This window comes from Pseudoalteromonas arctica, from assembly GCF_012927645.1.
Taxonomy (GTDB): Bacteria; Pseudomonadota; Gammaproteobacteria; order Enterobacterales; family Alteromonadaceae; genus Pseudoalteromonas; species Pseudoalteromonas arctica_A.
In genome coordinates this window covers 1-16,693 of the sequence record NZ_JABBMT010000013.1, presented here as the reverse complement: position 1 = coordinate 16,693, position 16,693 = coordinate 1, and the positions used below count along the sequence as shown (strand labels likewise).

Annotated in this window: 13 protein-coding genes; 4 read left to right on the top strand and 9 right to left on the bottom strand. The window is 40.8% G+C overall.

Features of this window, described 5'->3' with window-relative positions:
- Nucleotides 1-422: 422 nt before the first annotated feature.
- Nucleotides 423-1,574 (bottom strand): methionine adenosyltransferase, encoded by a 1,152-nt coding sequence (gene metK / locus HHO47_RS09930; protein ID WP_169020167.1) that lies wholly within the window; start codon nt 1,572-1,574, stop codon nt 423-425.
- Nucleotides 1,575-1,851: 277 nt separating this feature from the next.
- Between metK and tkt the strand changes: the two genes are divergently transcribed.
- The 4 genes from tkt to HHO47_RS09910 all read left to right on the top strand — a co-directional run bounded on the left by tkt (nt 1,852) and on the right by HHO47_RS09910 (nt 6,586).
- On the top strand, nt 1,852-3,843 hold the full coding sequence (gene tkt / locus HHO47_RS09925; RefSeq protein ID WP_169020166.1) for a transketolase: 1,992 nt from the start codon (nt 1,852-1,854) through the stop codon (nt 3,841-3,843).
- Between the two features lie 550 nt (nt 3,844-4,393).
- Nucleotides 4,394-4,705, top strand: coding sequence for a pyrimidine/purine nucleoside phosphorylase (locus HHO47_RS09920; protein ID WP_169020165.1), 312 nt, complete (start codon nt 4,394-4,396; stop codon nt 4,703-4,705).
- Nucleotides 4,706-4,856: 151 nt separating this feature from the next.
- Nucleotides 4,857-5,213, top strand: coding sequence for a ribosome hibernation-promoting factor, HPF/YfiA family (gene hpf / locus HHO47_RS09915; RefSeq protein ID WP_169020164.1), 357 nt, complete (start codon nt 4,857-4,859; stop codon nt 5,211-5,213).
- A 140-nt stretch (nt 5,214-5,353) separates the two neighbouring features.
- Nucleotides 5,354-6,586, top strand: coding sequence for an NRAMP family divalent metal transporter (locus HHO47_RS09910; RefSeq protein WP_169020163.1), 1,233 nt, complete (start codon nt 5,354-5,356; stop codon nt 6,584-6,586).
- Between the two features lie 111 nt (nt 6,587-6,697).
- On the opposite strand, the gene yacG is transcribed toward HHO47_RS09910, so the two are convergent.
- The 8 genes from yacG to nadC form a co-directional block, all read right to left on the bottom strand.
- A complete protein-coding gene (gene yacG / locus HHO47_RS09905) occupies nt 6,698-6,928 on the bottom strand; it encodes a DNA gyrase inhibitor YacG (protein ID WP_169020162.1) in 231 nt (76 codons plus the stop codon).
- A gap of 113 nt (nt 6,929-7,041) precedes the next feature.
- Entirely contained in the window at nt 7,042-8,721 is a 1,680-nt protein-coding gene (pilB, locus tag HHO47_RS09900; RefSeq protein WP_169020161.1) for a type IV-A pilus assembly ATPase PilB, read from the bottom strand.
- 392 nt (nt 8,722-9,113) lie between these two features.
- Nucleotides 9,114-9,743, bottom strand: coding sequence for a dephospho-CoA kinase (gene coaE / locus HHO47_RS09895; protein ID WP_169020160.1), 630 nt, complete (start codon nt 9,741-9,743; stop codon nt 9,114-9,116).
- 1 nt (nt 9,744) lies between these two features.
- Nucleotides 9,745-10,644, bottom strand: coding sequence for a prepilin peptidase (locus HHO47_RS09890; protein WP_169020159.1), 900 nt, complete (start codon nt 10,642-10,644; stop codon nt 9,745-9,747).
- A gap of 1,309 nt (nt 10,645-11,953) precedes the next feature.
- Nucleotides 11,954-13,180: a type II secretion system F family protein gene (locus HHO47_RS09885; RefSeq protein ID WP_145235200.1), complete on the bottom strand. Its 1,227-nt coding sequence runs from the start codon at nt 13,178-13,180 to the stop codon at nt 11,954-11,956.
- Between the two features lie 2 nt (nt 13,181-13,182).
- Entirely contained in the window at nt 13,183-14,505 is a 1,323-nt protein-coding gene (locus HHO47_RS09880) for an O-antigen ligase family protein (protein ID WP_169020158.1), read from the bottom strand.
- A gap of 45 nt (nt 14,506-14,550) precedes the next feature.
- Nucleotides 14,551-15,003, bottom strand: a complete 453-nt coding sequence (locus HHO47_RS09875; protein WP_169020157.1) for a pilin — start codon at nt 15,001-15,003, stop codon at nt 14,551-14,553.
- Nucleotides 15,004-15,540: 537 nt separating this feature from the next.
- A complete protein-coding gene (gene nadC, locus HHO47_RS09870; protein ID WP_169020156.1) occupies nt 15,541-16,386 on the bottom strand; it encodes a carboxylating nicotinate-nucleotide diphosphorylase in 846 nt (281 codons plus the stop codon).
- Nucleotides 16,387-16,693 lie beyond the last annotated feature (307 nt).

Below are 16,693 nucleotides of genomic sequence, written 5' to 3'. Positions count from 1 at the left end.
AGCGATTTACCACTGAGGGCAGGAGGCGCTGCGCGCTACACCGAGAAGAGAAGATATTAACAACTTTATTTAATTGCGCGGGCTAAACCCGCGCCTACGGCAGGTAGCAGCGAGTTTACCTCGCGACAAAAACTTCACCATCCGCGGTGGTAAGTCGCTTGCCTACAAATAATACTCACCGTCAAAAACCTTTTTGCACAAAGAGAAGTGAATGAGAGCAAATGAGAAAAAAACGCCACTGGCTTCGAATACCCTCTAGTAGCTAGCCACTTCCTAAAACCTAGCCGCTATTTTTTCAATTACTTCTCTAAAGCGTAGCGCCTCATAACCTCTTTGTGGATAAATTACTTAAAGCACATAATCAGCAGGCATAAAAAAAAGCGCCAATTGGCGCTTTTTCTGCATTCACACAAAGGCTGATATTAAAAACCAGCTGCTGCGCGAAGTGCGTCTGCTTTATCTGTACGCTCCCAAGGGAATTCATCACGACCAAAGTGACCATAAGCGGCTGTTGGCTGATAAATAGGGCGCTCAAGATCAAGCATTTTAATTAAGCCGTATGGGCGTAAGTCAAAATGTTCACGAATAAGTTCGATCAAACGTGACTCTTCAAGCTTACTTGTACCAAACGTTTCAACACTAATAGACGTTGGCTCTGCAACACCAATAGCGTAAGACACTTGTAGCTCACACTTATCAGCAAGGCCCGCAGCAACAATGTTTTTAGCAACGTAACGTGCAGCGTATGCCGCGCTACGGTCAACTTTTGATGGATCTTTACCAGAGAAAGCACCGCCACCGTGACGCGCCATACCGCCGTAGGTATCAACGATAATTTTACGACCAGTAAGGCCACAGTCACCCATTGGGCCACCGATAACAAAACGGCCAGTCGGGTTGATAAAGAACTTAGTTGCTTTAGAGATAAGCTCTGCAGGCAATACTGGCTTGATGATTGTTTCCATCACCGCTTCTACTAAATCTTTTTGTGAAATATCCTCACTGTGTTGAGTTGAAAGTACTACTGCGTCAATGCCTACTGGCTTGCCGTTTTCATATGCAAAAGTAACTTGTGATTTTGCATCAGGACGTAACCAGTTTAGCTCGCCACTTTTACGTACTTGCGCTTGACGTTGTACTAAACGGTGTGAGTAAGTGATTGGTGCAGGCATAAGCACTTCAGTTTCGTTACATGCGTAACCAAACATTAGGCCTTGGTCGCCAGCGCCTTGTTCTTCTGGGCTAGTACGGTCAACACCTTGATTGATGTCAGGTGATTGCTTACCAATGGTGTTTAAAATTGCACATGAGTCTGCATCAAAACCCATATCAGAATGAGTATAACCAATTTCACGTACAGTTTTACGGGTGATCTCTTCAATATCAACCCATGCGCTGGTAGTGATTTCACCACCAACCATCACCATACCGGTTTTTACGTAAGTTTCGCACGCAACACGGGCATGAGAGTCTTGCTCTAGGATAGCATCAAGTACCGCATCAGAGATTTGATCGGCGATTTTATCCGGATGACCTTCAGAAACAGATTCAGAAGTAAATAAATGTTTTGCCATTGTCTTTCTGCTCACAAATATTGCGCTTCACAAACGTCGGTATTAGCGCTAAAAAATTAAGGGGCGTATTTTATCTAAAACAACGATAGTTGCATAGTGTTTTTACGCCTAGACGTCTAAATAAAATTACTAATAACTTTTTGTTCTTAAAAAAATTTCATAATAGCTAATTTAATCAAGGTTTTTAATTGCACACAGGCCCTACAATAAGTAAGAATGGGTGTTCTTGAAAAATACACAATAACCAGCGCAAATACAGTTAAAGGTAGGAGAATCCATGCCGTCTCGCAAAGAACTTGCAAATGCTATTCGCGTCTTATCAATGGACGCAGTACAACAGGCCAAATCAGGCCACCCTGGAGCCCCTATGGGCATGGCTGATATCGCAGAAGTACTATGGCGCGATTATCTAAACCATAATCCAACTAATCCAGAGTGGGTAGACAGAGATCGATTTATACTCTCAAACGGCCACGGTTCAATGCTTATTTATTCTCTACTGCATTTAAGTGGTTATGATTTACCAATTGAGGAAATTAAGAACTTCCGCCAAATGCATTCAAAAACACCAGGTCACCCAGAGTATGGATATGCACCTGGGATTGAGACTACTACGGGCCCGCTTGGTCAAGGGATCACTAATGCAGTCGGTATGGCGATTGCTGAAAAAGCATTAGCGGCACAATTTAACCGTGAAGGCCACGACATTGTTGATCATTACACTTATACATTCCTAGGTGATGGCTGCTTAATGGAAGGTATTTCTCATGAAGCATGTTCACTTGCAGGTACATTAGGCCTTGGTAAGTTAGTTGCATTTTGGGATGACAACGGTATTTCAATCGATGGTGAAGTTGAAGGTTGGTTTAGCGATGACACCCCCGCACGCTTTAAAGCCTACGGTTGGCATGTAGTAAGTGGCGTTGATGGCCACGACTCAGACGCGATTCGCACTGCAATTGAAGAAGCACGCAGCATCACCGATAAACCAACCCTGATTTGCTGTAAAACTGTGATTGGTTATGGTTCACCAAATAAATCAGGTAGCCACGATTGTCACGGTGCACCACTAGGTGAAGACGAAATTAAAGCAGCACGCGAGTTCCTTGGCTGGACTGGTGAAGCATTTGAAATCCCAGCTGATATTTACAGTCAGTGGGATGGCAAAGAAAAGGGTAAACAACTTGAAGCGAGCTGGGATGAAAAGTTTGCCGCATACGCAGCAGCACATCCAGAATTAGCAGCAGAGTTCAAACGCCGTACCAGTGGTGAGTTACCAGCTGATTGGGCTGAAAAGTCTCAAGCGTATATTGAGCAACTTGATGCAAACCCAGCAAACCCTGCATCGCGTAAAGCGTCGCAAGATGCATTAAACGCATTTGGCCCGTTACTGCCTGAATTTATGGGCGGCTCTGCGGATTTAGCAGGTTCTAACCTAACAATTTGGAAAGGTTCTAAAGGCCTTGAAGCAAATGATGCCAGCGGTAACTACATCTATTACGGTGTGCGTGAGTTTGGTATGTCAGCGATTATGAATGGTATTGCACTGCATAAAGGTTTTATTCCTTATGGTGCGACTTTCTTAATGTTTATGGAATACGCACGTAACGCAGTTCGCATGGCTGCATTAATGAAAGTGCCAAGCATTTTTGTATACACGCACGATTCAATTGGTTTAGGCGAAGATGGCCCAACTCACCAACCAGTAGAGCAAATTGCCAGCATGCGTTTAACGCCAAACCTAGTTAACTGGCGCCCATGTGACCAAGTTGAATCTGCGATTGCTTGGCAACAAGCCATTGAACGTAAAGACGGCCCAACGTCACTTATCTTTACGCGTCAAGGTCTTGCTCAACAATCTCGTTCAGCGCAGCAATTAAGCGACGTGAAAAAAGGCGGTTATGTACTTAGCTGTGATGGCGAGCCAGATCTTATCTTTATCGCGACAGGTTCAGAGGTGCAATTAGCACAAGACTCAGCCGCTGAATTACGTAAGCAAGGTAAAAAAGTACGTGTTGTATCAATGCCATCGACTGACGTATTTGATGCACAAGACGCTGCATACAAAGAAAGCGTATTACCAGCAAGCGTTACACGCCGCGTAGCAGTAGAGGCAGGCATTGCAGACTACTGGTATAAATATGTAGGCCTAAACGGCGCAGTAGTGGGTATGACCACCTTTGGTGAGTCTGCACCAGCTAATGAGCTGTTTGAGCACTTTGGCTTCACGGTAGAAAACATCGTTAGCAAAGCGAACGAATTGTTTTAATCTTTAACGATTAAAATTTAAAAGCCCGCACTGGGTTTACGCAGTGTGGGCTTTTTTTGTGTTTGGCTGGTAGGTTGGGTAGAGCGAAGCGAAACCCAACGAAAGGAATTTGAGCCGTCAGCCGCCAGTTAGCGACTTAGCTAGAGGGGGAAGATTTGTAAGTCGTGCTTTAGCGCGTCAATGGTAAAATATTAAAACAGTCGCCATAAATGACGACCTACAATAAGTCACGCAGGGTGAGTAGAGAGAAACGAAGCCAAGCAGCTTTAACTTGATTAAGTGAATGTCTTCACCACCGAGATGTATAGAGGCGCTTCGAGCTTCACAGAGGAAAACCCCTATGAAGAATCTCTATCACTACATTTTTCTCTGTGAACTCGGTGTTCTCTGTGGTGAATGCATTTAAAAACCTCTAATGTTCAAATACATCTTTTAGCCTTAATTTATGTTTTAAGTGAGTATTTTTCACACCTTGTCACTTGCAAGCTTGGTACGGTTAAGGCACTGTGAACATAATTAAAATTATAAACTTAAATAAACAGGAGTGAGGATGTCTCAGTTTGATAATGTAAGTGTGGTTAAAACAGCGAACGTATATTTTGACGGTAAAGTATCAAGCCGTACGGTAATTTTTGCTGATGGTAGCACTAAAACGTTAGGTTTTATGCAAGCCGGTGAATTTGAATTTGCTACTAGCAAAAAAGAGTTGATGGAATTAAACGGCGGCCAGTGGGATGTATTACTGCCTGGCGAGAGTGAGTGGCAAACCATGTCAGCGGGTGAGTCATTTAACGTTGATGCTAACGTAACTTTCCAAGTAAAAGTAACTGACTTTGCCGATTATTGCTGTTCGTATAATTAATGTACAAATATTCCGTACGTAGCTAGAAACCCCGCTATATAAGGGTTTTGGGTATACTGACAAATAAATGTCATATTTATGCTTTGCTGCCTTGTGTTAATCTAAATAGCCCCCAATACTAGTTATGAGGTAACATAAAAAAGGATACCCTATGAAAATTAATCTTTCTGGTCACCATGTTGACGTTACTGACTCTATTAGAGAGCACATCAACGAAAAATTTTCAAAAATTGCGAGCCATTTTCCATCTCTGATCGCACTCGATATCATTCTTTCAAAAGAGCACCACAAGCTTCAAGCAGAAATCAGCACTATATACGAAGGGGCGCGTTTATCGGTTAAAGGTGAAGACGAAGTTCTTTATCCTGCAATTAAAAACGCGGCTAAAAAACTCGATGCAGCACTAAAACATCGTAAAGGTCAAATTAAAGCCAATCTACACGAAAAACCAGTGAGCACTACACCTGAAATTGCTCATGAAATTATTCAGGAAATGAACTTACGTTAACTTATTTTAAAATAAAGGCGCTAGATCCTAGGTAACTAGGATCTAGCAAACCGTTTCATCTTCTACTAATATCTCACTTTCAATCCACGCTAAAACGCTGTAACTTGCTTATTAATAAAAACAATATAGTAAGCACGCATATGCAATCAGCAGTATCAACTTGGCAAACCCGTTTAAACGCACTCGGTCCTGGTATTTTAATGGCAACTGCCGCTATTGGTGGCTCACATTTAGTGGCATCAACACAAGCTGGAGCTATTTTTGGCTGGCAGCTTTTTTGGTTAATCGTGGTGGTTAATTTACTCAAATATCCGTTTTTTCGCTTTGGTATTGAATACACACTCGCCACCAAAAAAAGCTTAGTTGAAGGCTATCAAAGCAAAGGCCCGTGGTTTTTTTATAGTTTTATTGGCTTAAATATTATTGCTGCGGTGGTCAATACCGCTGGAGTTTTATTACTTACTGCAAGTCTGCTGCATTATGCGCTGCCGATCACTATTTCAGTGACCTTTTTATGTTGGTTGATATTAGCCGTTTGCTTGGTCATTTTATTACTCGGTCACTTTAAAGCACTCGATAACGTCGCAAAGGCTATTATGGGGCTACTTACACTAGCAACGGTCATAGCCCTAGCCATTGCATTTAGTAACGGCCCAATGGCACCTGCTGATTACGTTGGACCATCCCCCTACGAGCTTGCCATGCTGGGTTTTATGGTTGCACTAATGGGGTGGATGCCAGCACCGATTGAAATTTCAGCATTAAGCTCATTGTGGCTTAAAGAAAAGCAAAGCCAACAAACGGTAACGAGAGCGCAAGGGTTATTTGATTTTAATTTAGGTTATTGGTTAACCGCTGGGTTGGCATTAGTATTCTTTTCACTCGGTGTGTTAGTGCAATACGGGCAAAGCGCGAATATAGAGCTCGGCGGCGTAGCATTTGCTAAACAGCTTATTGATATGTATGCCCTGACTATAGGTGAATGGGCTCGACCATTGGTTTCAATTATCGCGTTTTTATGTATGTTTGGCACAACTTTAACCGTGCTTGATGGCTACGCTCGCACATTAAACGAATCACACAAATTATTAGGTTTTAAACAAAGTAAGCACAGTTTAAATATCTGGCTCATTTTGCAATCTCTGGCAGGTATGGCGGTGATCTTATTTTTTAAATCAGCTTTAGGCCCTATGCTCACGTTTGCTATGACTTTAGCATTTTTAACCACGCCGATATTTGCATGGCTTAATTTTAGCTTAGTTCGCTCAGTGCCAAGTATTCAACATTCCAAAGTAATACGTGGCTTGAGTTGGCTAGGGCTGATTTATTTAGTTGGTTTTGCGTTAGTGTTTTTAGTTTGGAAGTTGGGTTAACTGCAAAGCACCTAGCAGGTATTTGCACGGGGCAAACCCGCGGCTACGCAGGTAGCAGCGAGTTTACCTCGCGACTGTTTATACATTTACACAAACAAACCTTTTTCAGACTTACTTGAAAAAGTCATCGTCGTTTTTAGCAAGCATAGCTTCAATATCTTCAATCATATCTTGGCTTAAATCATCAGCAGAGGTGATTGGAGCAGAGATTTTATTGTTTTCAAACGACCATTCGCCTAAGTCAATCAACTGACAGCGTTTAGAACAAAAAGGGCGGTGCGGGCTTTTTTCTGACCATGCTACTTGGGTTTTACACGTTGGGCAGTTAACTATAGTTGGCATATCAATCTCTTAACAATTGGGTCAATTATATAAAGGGCGGTTAATTTTTATAAATTACAACATTGTGTAGCATGAGCCACCCCTATGTTATTATCGAGCTTCGTGCTCAGCACCTAAAAACTAGTGACACGGTTTATCTCAGCCAGAGAGGTGACACCCTCGGCAGCTTTTCTGAGGCCTGATAAACGTAAGTTATTAAACCCTGACTTTAACGATACTTCAGCAATTTCTAGTGAGTTACCGCCACGCATAATGATTTGCGCTATTTCTGGAGTAATTTGCATTACTTCATAAATACCTACCCGGCCTTTATAGCCATCTGTGCAACTATCGCAGCCTTGGGGGACAAATAAAGTGAGTTCACTTATTTGTTCTGGCGTGAAGCCTTGTCGTTGTAACTCTTCATCAGGAAGTGTTTCGGGCGTTTTGCATTTAGGGCATAAACGTCGAGCTAAGCGCTGTGCGATAATTAAGCTAATAGAGCTGGCAACGTTATAAGCAGGTACACCCATATTAAGTAAACGGGTTAGGGTTTCAGGTGCAGAGTTAGTATGTAAGGTTGATAATACCAAGTGACCCGTTTGTGCCGCTTTTATTGAAATTTCAGCGGTTTCAAGATCACGTATTTCACCTACCATTACTACATCAGGATCTTGACGTAAAAACGCTTTTAGCGCATTAGCAAAAGTCATATCAGCACGTGGGTTTATTTGTACTTGGTTGATACCTTCGAGGTTAATTTCAACCGGATCCTCTGCGGTGCTGATATTGCGCTCAGGCTGGTTAAGAATATTCAAACCAGTATAAAGAGATACCGTTTTACCCGAGCCTGTAGGGCCTGTTACTAATATCATGCCTTGCGGTTGTTGCAGTGCATTCATATAGAGCTTTTTCTGCTCAGGTTCGTAACCAAGTACATCAATGCCGAGCATGGCACTGGATGAATCAAGGATACGCATTACGATTTTTTCGCCCCACAAGGTTGGCAGCGTACTCACCCGGAAATCGATACTTTTACGTTCAGTGATTTTAAGCTTAATACGGCCATCTTGCGGTTTACGTTTTTCAGCAATATCTAAGCGTGCCATTACTTTTATACGCGCTGATAAACGCGTAGCCAAGCTATTCGGCGGGCTGGCCATTTCATGCAAAATGCCATCAATACGAAAACGCACGCGGTACTTATGCTCGTAGGGTTCAAAGTGTAAATCTGATGCGCCTTTTTTAATTGCATCCATCAAAATTTTATTGATGTAGACGATAATCGGGGCATCGTCTTTTTCGTCTTCACCGTTGTTTTGTATTTCGCGCGAGCCTTCAGTATCTAGCTCACTAAATTCTTTAAATTCTTCATCACTTAAATGCAAGCTGCCCGACGCATCAAGCAGTTGATCTATTTTGACTTCAAGCTGGCGATAATCAACAACGACCACCTCACAGGCAAGCCCGGTACTGAATTCAAAGTTTTCAAAAGCACCATAATCAGTAGGATCCGATGCGGCAATGTAGAGTTTACTGCCTTTTTTAACTAAAGGCAGAATATGGTGATCTTTGATCAGTTTTTCTTTAACTAGCTCTTTGGGGATCAGCTCGACGTCAAACTCACGTATATCAAAATAAGGCACTCGGAATAGGTCGATGCATTGCTCGGCAAGTTCATGGCCATCAATACCGCAGCATTTAGCTATTAACTCTGCGGTTGAGGCATATTCACGTTGCTTTAATTTAACTGTTTCTGCGTCAATACGGCCAAGCGTAATAAACTTTCTAAGTAATGGTGAATTAATATTCATTGCGCACCTTGGTTAGATCCTTTCATAGCCTGCAATTTACCAGAAGAAAGGAGGGGATAATATTAGTCTTATCGATTTAAGATAATTTGACAACAAAAACCCAGAAAGTTTTTGTGTAAATGCCTTTAATCTAATTGCGTGGGGTAAACCCGCGCCTACGTATTGGTAGCAGCGAGTTTACCTCGCGACTGTTTATACATTTACACAGATAAACCTATTTTACCACCGAGGGCACAAAGACGCTGCGCGCTACACAGAGAAACCAAAGTAAAAATCACTTATTTCTTCTCTGTGTTCTCGGTGGTGAATTAATCACTGACAGAACTTGAATCTATTGCGCGGGGTAAACCCGCGCCTACGTATTGGTAGCAGCGAGTTTACCTCGCGACTGTTTATTTTTTCGCAGGCAGTGCTAAATACTGTGCATGTAATTGTTGTATTACAGTAGCTACTTGAGCCAGCGGTCGGTTGTTATCAATCACATCGTCAGCGCGGTTAAGTTTATCCTCGCGTGACATTTGTGCGGCGATAATACTGCGTGCTTGCTGCTCCGAGGTGTTATCGCGGGCAATAGTTCGTTCAAGCTGCACCGCAATAGGTACATCAATAACCAGTGTGCGATCACAATATTGCTCAAGGCCATTTTCAAATAACAGTGGCGCAACAAGTACCACATATGCGCTGTTTGCTGAGTGTAAATCAGTAAGGGTTTTTTCACGGATCAGAGGGTGCAGCAAATTATTAAGCCAAGTTTTTTGCGCTGTATCGGCAAAAATAATTTCACGTAATTGCGCCCGGTTTAAACTGCCGTTGGGATTTAGCACTTGGGCACCAAAATGCTCACTAATAGCAGCTAAACCATGGCTATGCGGTTTGACTACTTGGCGTGCAATAATGTCAGCATCAATTACGGTAATAGCGAGTTTTTCAAACATGGCGCTAACGGTGCTTTTTCCGCAACCAATACCGCCAGTTAAGCCCAGCACCCAATTTTTTATCGGTTTATGAGTGGATGCATTCATATTAATAACCTAACAAATTAAAATAAAATACTTGGATTTGCGTGCCCCATAATAAAGTAACCCAACCGGCAATGGCTAAATAAGGCCCAAATGGAATTGGTGTGGCTTTATCTTTGCCTTGAATACTCAATAACGCGATCCCAATAATAGCGCCCACTACACTCGATAATAAAACAATAGTGAGTAATGATTGCCAGCCCAGTAATGCGCCAAATACCGCCAGTAATTTAAAGTCACCATAGCCCATGCCTTCTTTACCGGTGATCAGTTTAAACAGCCAATAGACGCTCCATAAACTTAAATAGCCACATGCCGCCCCAATTATTGCATCTGTTGGGGAGAGAGTGATACCCATTACCGCAGCAATTAATGCTAACCAAACTAATGGTAGGGTGAGTTGATCAGGTAGTAGCATATGATCAATATCAATAAAGATCAGGGCAACGAGCACCCAAGTAATTAAAATATACAGCAGTGCCTGCTCAGTCGCGCCAAAAGTGTAGGCCACTATTAAGCTTAAAACCGCAGTAAGTATTTCAACAATAGGGTAACGTACTGAAATTGGGTTACTGCAACTAGCGCAGCGACCTTTTAACAATAACCAGCTAAGAACAGGGATATTTTGCCAAGGCTTAATTGCCGTTTTGCACTTTGGGCAAGTAGAGTTCGGCTTTACTAGATTAAACTCAGCTTCTGTATTACCAGCTTTTGTGGGTTTTAAATCGTCAGCCAGTAAAACACGGCATTCAGTTTGCCATTCGCGTTGCATCATTATCGGCAACCGATAAATAACTACATTCAAAAAACTGCCAATACACAGGCTCACTAAGCCAACGGTGAGTAAGTAAAACCATAATTGGTTTTGCATAACAGTGATTATGTCGAGAAAGAAATTTTGCATTCGCTAAAACCTAAAACCTAAAACCTAAAACCTAAAATCTACTAAAAGCCCGCGCTTACGTGTATGTAGCAGCGAGTTTACCTCGCGACTGTTTATACATTTACACAAACAAACTTATTTTACCACCGAGGGCACAAAGGCGCTGCGCGCTACACAGAGAAACCAAAGTAAAAACCACTTATTTCTTCTCTGTGTTCTCGGTGGTGAATTAATCACTGACAGAACTTTAATCTATTGCGCGGGGTAAACCCGCGCCTACGCATTGGTAGCAGCGAGTTTACCTCGCGACTGTTTATACATTTACACAAACAAACCTATTTTACCACCGAGGGCACAAAGGCGCTGCGCGCTACACAGAGAAACCAAAGTAAAAAATCACTTATTTCTTCTCTGTGTTCTCGGTGGTGAATTAATCACTGACAGAACTTTAATTTAATTGCGTGGGGTAAGCCCGCGCTTACGTGTATGTAGCAGCGAGTTTACCTCGCGACTGTTTATACATTTACACAAACAAACCTATTTTACCACCGAGGGCACAAAGACGCTGCGCGCTACACAGAGAAACCAAAGTAAAAACCACTTATTTCTTCTCTGTGTTCTCGGTGGTGAATTAATCACTGACAGAACTTTAATCTAATTGCGTGGGGTAAGCCCGCGCTTACGTGTATGTAGCAGCGAGTTTACCTCGTGACTGTTTATACATTTACACAAACAAACCTATTTTACCACCGAGGGCACAAAGGCGCTGCGCGCTACACAGAGAAACCAAAGTAAAAATCACTTATTTTTTCTCTGTGTTCTCGGTGGTGAATTAATCACTGACAGAACTTTAATCTAATTGCGTGGGGTAACCCCGCGCTTACGTGTATGTAGCAGCGAGTTTACCTCGCGACTGTTTATACATTTACACCGATAAACCTATTTTACCACCGAGGGCACAAAGGCGCTGCGCGCTACACAGAGAAACCAAAGTAAAAATCACTTATTTTTTCTCTGTGTTCTCGGTGGTGAATTAATCACTGACAGAACTTGAATCTATTGCGCGGGGTAAACCCGCGCCTACGTATTGGTAGCAGCGAGTTTACCTCGCGACTGTTTATACATTTACACAAACAAACCTATTTTACCACCGAGGGCACAAAGGCGCTGCGCGCTACACAGAGAAACCAAAGTAAAAAATCACTTATTTCTTCTCTGTGTTCTCGGTGGTGAATTAATCACTTAAATAAAAAAGATGTTTCATTGCTTAATATAAATTAGGAACATTTTTGCTTACAGCTTACAGCTTACAGCTTACAGCTTACAGCTTTTATATAACCGACCCAAGTTGGAAAATAGGTAAGTACATAGCAATGATCAAACCACCAACTAACACGCCGAGTACCGCCATAATAAGCGGCTCTAACAAGCTCGATAGGCCATCTACTGCATCATCAACTTCTTGCTCATAAATAGTGGCGACCTTTGCCAGCATGCCATCCAAAGAGCCTGACTCTTCACCTATAGCGACCATTTGTATCACCATATCGGGGAATATTTTTGAGTTGCGCATCGCCCAGTTCATTTGATTACCCGAGCTTACTTCAGCTTTTATATCTAAAATAGCATAACGATAAACCGCGTTACCTGAAGCCCCAGCAGCTGAGTCCAGCGCATCAACTAGAGGTACACCCGCCGCAAAGGTGGTCGAAAGCGTACGGGCATAGCGCGCCACCGCAGCTTTATTTAAAATCATACCAATTACGGGTAATTTTAAAATAGCACGGTCGTTGGCATCGCGTAGTTTTTTGCTTTTTAGTAGCGCTTCCTTATAAGCCCAGCCAAAGCCTACTAAGGCAATGAGCATCATCCACCAATATTCTTGCATAAACTCAGAAATACCTATCACCATTAAAGTAAACGCAGGGAGTTCTGCACCAAAGCCGGCAAAAATATCTTGAAATTGCGGCACTACGAATATAAGTAAAATAGAGGTTACAATTAACGCCACTACCAATACAGCAATTGGGTAGAACATAGCTTTTTTAATTTTTGATTTCAGCGCTTCTGACTTTTCTTTATACAGGGCAACGCGGTCGAATATTTTATCCAGTGCACCAGATTGCTCACCGGAGGCGACTAAATCACAATACAAATCATCAAAATAGCGAGGGTGTTTACGCAGTGCATCAGATAAAGCACCACCTGCTTTTACTTCATCGCCGACGGTTTCCATTAGCTTTGTAACGCTTTTGTTTGTTGACCCGGTGCCTATCATTTCGATTGATTGAATAAGGGGAACACCTGCCATTAACATAGTGGCAATTTGCCGCGTAACTAAAGCAATATCTTTTGGCGTAATAGCCTGCATACGCACGCCGAACAAAGGCTTGGCTTTTCGTTTAACTTTTGAGGGTGTGATACCTTGTTTACGTAATTGGGCCTTGACTAAAGCTATACTTGCGCCTGTCATTTCGCCTTCAAGGCGCTTCCCGCGAGCACTCACGCCTACCCATTCAAAAGTATCAAATCCTTTTTTGTCCGGTTGCTTTGCCATTATTAATCCTCGAAGTAAGTAAGTTTACAATTTTCAAAAGATAATTGTCCGTTAGACCAAAAGCTAGGGCCGTATGGTTTAGGGTCTAAACAGCTGTAGCTAAGTATAACTAATGCCGCGTAAAGTAAAGATATTGTGAATGTAATAATTAGTGCTATTTTTTTATGTGTGTTATTTTTTCTTTCAAATAGATTATAACCTAAATACCCAAGTAAAATCCCAACTAAAACAAATAAAAAAGTCTGCGGAATTGGCATGACTATCACGCCGCTGACTAGTGAGTAAATTAGTAAGCTTACGAATGAAGTAAAACAGGTTAAAAACTCATTGTTACCTTTGTTTTTCTTAATGAATGCTAGTGAGTGAGTGATTAATTTATATATAAACCAAACAGTAATAGATAAAACAATTACCCCCCAGTTATTCAATATTTGAAGGATGCTATTATGGGGGTGGCCAAAATCGAAAGTCTCAGATTTATACCCACCAGGGCCATTACCGATAAGTAGTGTTTTAAAGCTTATATTGTTGATAACTTCTAGCCATAACTCGTATCTTTTTGAACTACCAGTTCTTATTATATATTCGGCTGAGTGGTAAAAACTAAGATAAAAATAATGAAGTAAAAATAATAAAATAGCAGCTAATACATAAAAGAGTATCTCTTTTACCATGCTTTTATTTATGAAATAGCAATAAATTAAAGTTGTTATCAAAATTGCTATTGAAGCCCCTCGCGCGCTACTGAAAAGTAGCAAAAAGAAATTAAAAGTCAGAGTGACTTTGGCAACTCTATGTAACTTAGAGTGTGAAAGAAAATAGATGACAAAGGGTATGCTTAGGACTTGAAATTGATTAAAAAATCGAATGTTATAGAAACCATATAAAACGCCATCAGGAAATGGCGCCTCACTTGATAGAATAAAAAAAGAATAATTAAGTAATGAATAAGATACTAAAAATACGTTAGAGAAAAATATCGTATAAAATAAAATAGAGTTATTATCTTTTATTTTATAACCTAAAAAAACAAGGCTTATTAGCATTGTAGCGTGAAGATAGCTCAAGCTTGAATATAATAAGTTTTCGCTTAAAAGTGTGCTTATTAAACCAATGAATAGAACTGAAACTAAAATCAGCTTCGATTTTTTTTCTAATTTGAATGAATGAAAATAAAGTAAGGCACATAAAATAAGGAGTATAGATTGGAAAAATCTTTTTTCATTAAATAAACCCAAAAAATACTCATCAATAAATGGAATTAGACAAAAAAATAAGAATAAGGAAGGAATGTTTGAGTGAAGTAAATATTTTCTAGTATCCATAATGCAAGCTCTTTCATAGAAAGAGCTTCTTTTACTAATTGTCAATTAGCTTTTGCGACAGTTTTGCGGCACATATTTATTTAATGCACTATCGTCAATTTCGCATTTCCATGTAACTCCACCGTTTGCTGCATTTGGAGTAAAAACTAAAGTAGAGCCATCTAAAGCACCAACATTAGTTCCTTTAACAGTAGTTGTGATTACACCAGAACCACTTACTTCAACGGAGGCAACATAAGTAGATGAAATACCTGTAGTATCTAAACCTACTTTTGCATTGCTATTACAGGCAGTAATATCACCTGTAGTAATTATACATTCACTAACTGCTGTTTTAGCTGAACCAGCAAATGTAACAACTTCACTCATTTTTGCACGAGTCGTATAATCTTGATAAGCAGGCAAGGCTACCGCTGCTAAAATACCGATGATTGCTACTACAATCATTAATTCAATTAGGGTAAAACCCTTTTGACTTTGTTGTGTCATTTTTTCCATGTTCCTCTCCTAAAGGATAGTGTTTTTTGTAAGCTAAATAAATTATGTTAGTAAAGTGTGTAATCACGTTAGCTATTGTAACTGCTTTATCTTACGGTTTTTTTAAAATCGTTAAATTACTAATACCTAACCCAGTGCCTAGCTAAATAATGCTGGATAGGTTTTAGCAACTATTAAAATTACTCTGTTAGATCTACTTTAGCACTAAAACAGCTGATTGAAAGCGGCTTTAACTGCATTTCATCGAATTTTAAAAACTTTCTTCACCCACTACTTGGTATTAATGTTGTTTATTTAACTCACAGCTTTCATCAAAGTAGCCGTGCGGTGTAAAACAATACCCGTAAGTAGTTCTTTAGGATTGGTTGAAAGTTAATTCATTCATCCTAGAGGCTTACAATAACACTGTTTTGTATTATATAAAGCACCCAGTTTAACAGTTTGTTATGGTGTATAAGCCTTTCGGCTTATTTAATGCTTTATTAGGCAGTTTGTCAATGTGTTATGGCTATATAATTGTTATTTTTAGTTTGATTTTCACTCAAAGCGCATTGATAAATCAATTGATTGTAAGTTTTTTGTAAGTGCGCCGCAGGAAATAAAATCAACCCCCGCTTGTGAGTAAGTGCGCAGTGTTGCTAGGGTCATATTGCCTGAAACCTCTAATTTAGCACGCTTATTGGTCAGTACCACTGCTTGTTGAATTTGCTCAACGCTAAAGTTATCTAGCATTATAATATCAGCACCCGCTGTAATGGCTTGATCTAGCTCAATAAGTGATTCAACTTCTACTTCTACTGGTTTAGTTGGATGATTAAGTTTTGCTTGCGCTACGGCGTTATCAATTCCCCCACAAGCGGCTATGTGGTTTTCTTTAATTAAAAACGCGTCAAACAAACCTATACGGTGGTTAGTGCCGCCACCACATTTAACTGCGTACTTTTGTAATGCACGTAAACCAGGAATGCTCTTACGGGTATCTAATAGTTGTGTTGTTGTGCCTTCAAGCTCTTTTACATAATGTGCGGTAGTAGTTGCAGTACCTGACAAGGTTTGTACAAAATTAAGCGCGGTACGTTCAGCGGTTAAAATGGCGCGCGCTGATCCAGATGCTGTAAATAGTGTGTCGTTAGTTTTAACTGTATCGCCATCATTTACCAATACATTAACTGCTACACTCGGATCAACTTGTTTGAATACTTCTAAGATAATGTCTTTACCGCAAAATACGCAATCTTCACGGGTGATCACTTTGGCGTTAGCTTGCTGCGCTGCTGGAATTAATTGTGCGGTGATGTCGCCTTGTTCGGCTGTTTGGTAATTTAAATCTTCATCAAGGGCAAGTTTAACTAGTTGGCTTAACAGGCTGTGTGGGATAGACATTATAAAGCTCATTATAATTAGGAAATTGCGCAATTTTACATGGTTTGAAAGTGAAAGAGAAGGCTGAAGCTATAAGTTTGATTAGGTTCTAGAGAGTGAGGTTCTAGGTTTTAGGAAGTGACTAGATGCTAGGGCATATTCGAAGCTCGTCGCTCGAAGCCCGTGGCATTTGTTCTTCTTATTCACTTCTCTTTGTGCAAAAGTCTTTTAGTGATTTATTCACCACAGAGAGCACCGAGCTCACAGAGGAAAAACCAATAGGTAATAGTGATTAACTTTACTTTTGTCTTCTCGGTGTAGCAAAGCG

Excerpts from the sequence above, each read along its gene's own strand:
- metK (WP_169020167.1), bottom strand. The coding sequence starts at position 1,574 with ATGGCAAAACATTTATTTACTTCTGAATCTGTTTCTGAAGGTCATCCG.
- tkt (WP_169020166.1), top strand. The coding sequence starts at position 1,852 with ATGCCGTCTCGCAAAGAACTTGCAAATGCTATTCGCGTCTTATCAATG.
- HHO47_RS09920 (WP_169020165.1), top strand. The coding sequence starts at position 4,394 with ATGTCTCAGTTTGATAATGTAAGTGTGGTTAAAACAGCGAACGTATAT.
- hpf (WP_169020164.1), top strand. The coding sequence starts at position 4,857 with ATGAAAATTAATCTTTCTGGTCACCATGTTGACGTTACTGACTCTATT.
- HHO47_RS09910 (WP_169020163.1), top strand. The coding sequence starts at position 5,354 with ATGCAATCAGCAGTATCAACTTGGCAAACCCGTTTAAACGCACTCGGT.
- yacG (WP_169020162.1), bottom strand. The coding sequence starts at position 6,928 with ATGCCAACTATAGTTAACTGCCCAACGTGTAAAACCCAAGTAGCATGG.
- pilB (WP_169020161.1), bottom strand. The coding sequence starts at position 8,721 with ATGAATATTAATTCACCATTACTTAGAAAGTTTATTACGCTTGGCCGT.
- coaE (WP_169020160.1), bottom strand. The coding sequence starts at position 9,743 with ATGAATGCATCCACTCATAAACCGATAAAAAATTGGGTGCTGGGCTTA.
- HHO47_RS09890 (WP_169020159.1), bottom strand. The coding sequence starts at position 10,644 with ATGCAAAATTTCTTTCTCGACATAATCACTGTTATGCAAAACCAATTA.
- HHO47_RS09885 (WP_145235200.1), bottom strand. The coding sequence starts at position 13,180 with ATGGCAAAGCAACCGGACAAAAAAGGATTTGATACTTTTGAATGGGTA.
- HHO47_RS09880 (WP_169020158.1), bottom strand. The coding sequence starts at position 14,505 with ATGGATACTAGAAAATATTTACTTCACTCAAACATTCCTTCCTTATTC.
- HHO47_RS09875 (WP_169020157.1), bottom strand. The coding sequence starts at position 15,003 with ATGGAAAAAATGACACAACAAAGTCAAAAGGGTTTTACCCTAATTGAA.
- nadC (WP_169020156.1), bottom strand. The coding sequence starts at position 16,386 with ATGTCTATCCCACACAGCCTGTTAAGCCAACTAGTTAAACTTGCCCTT.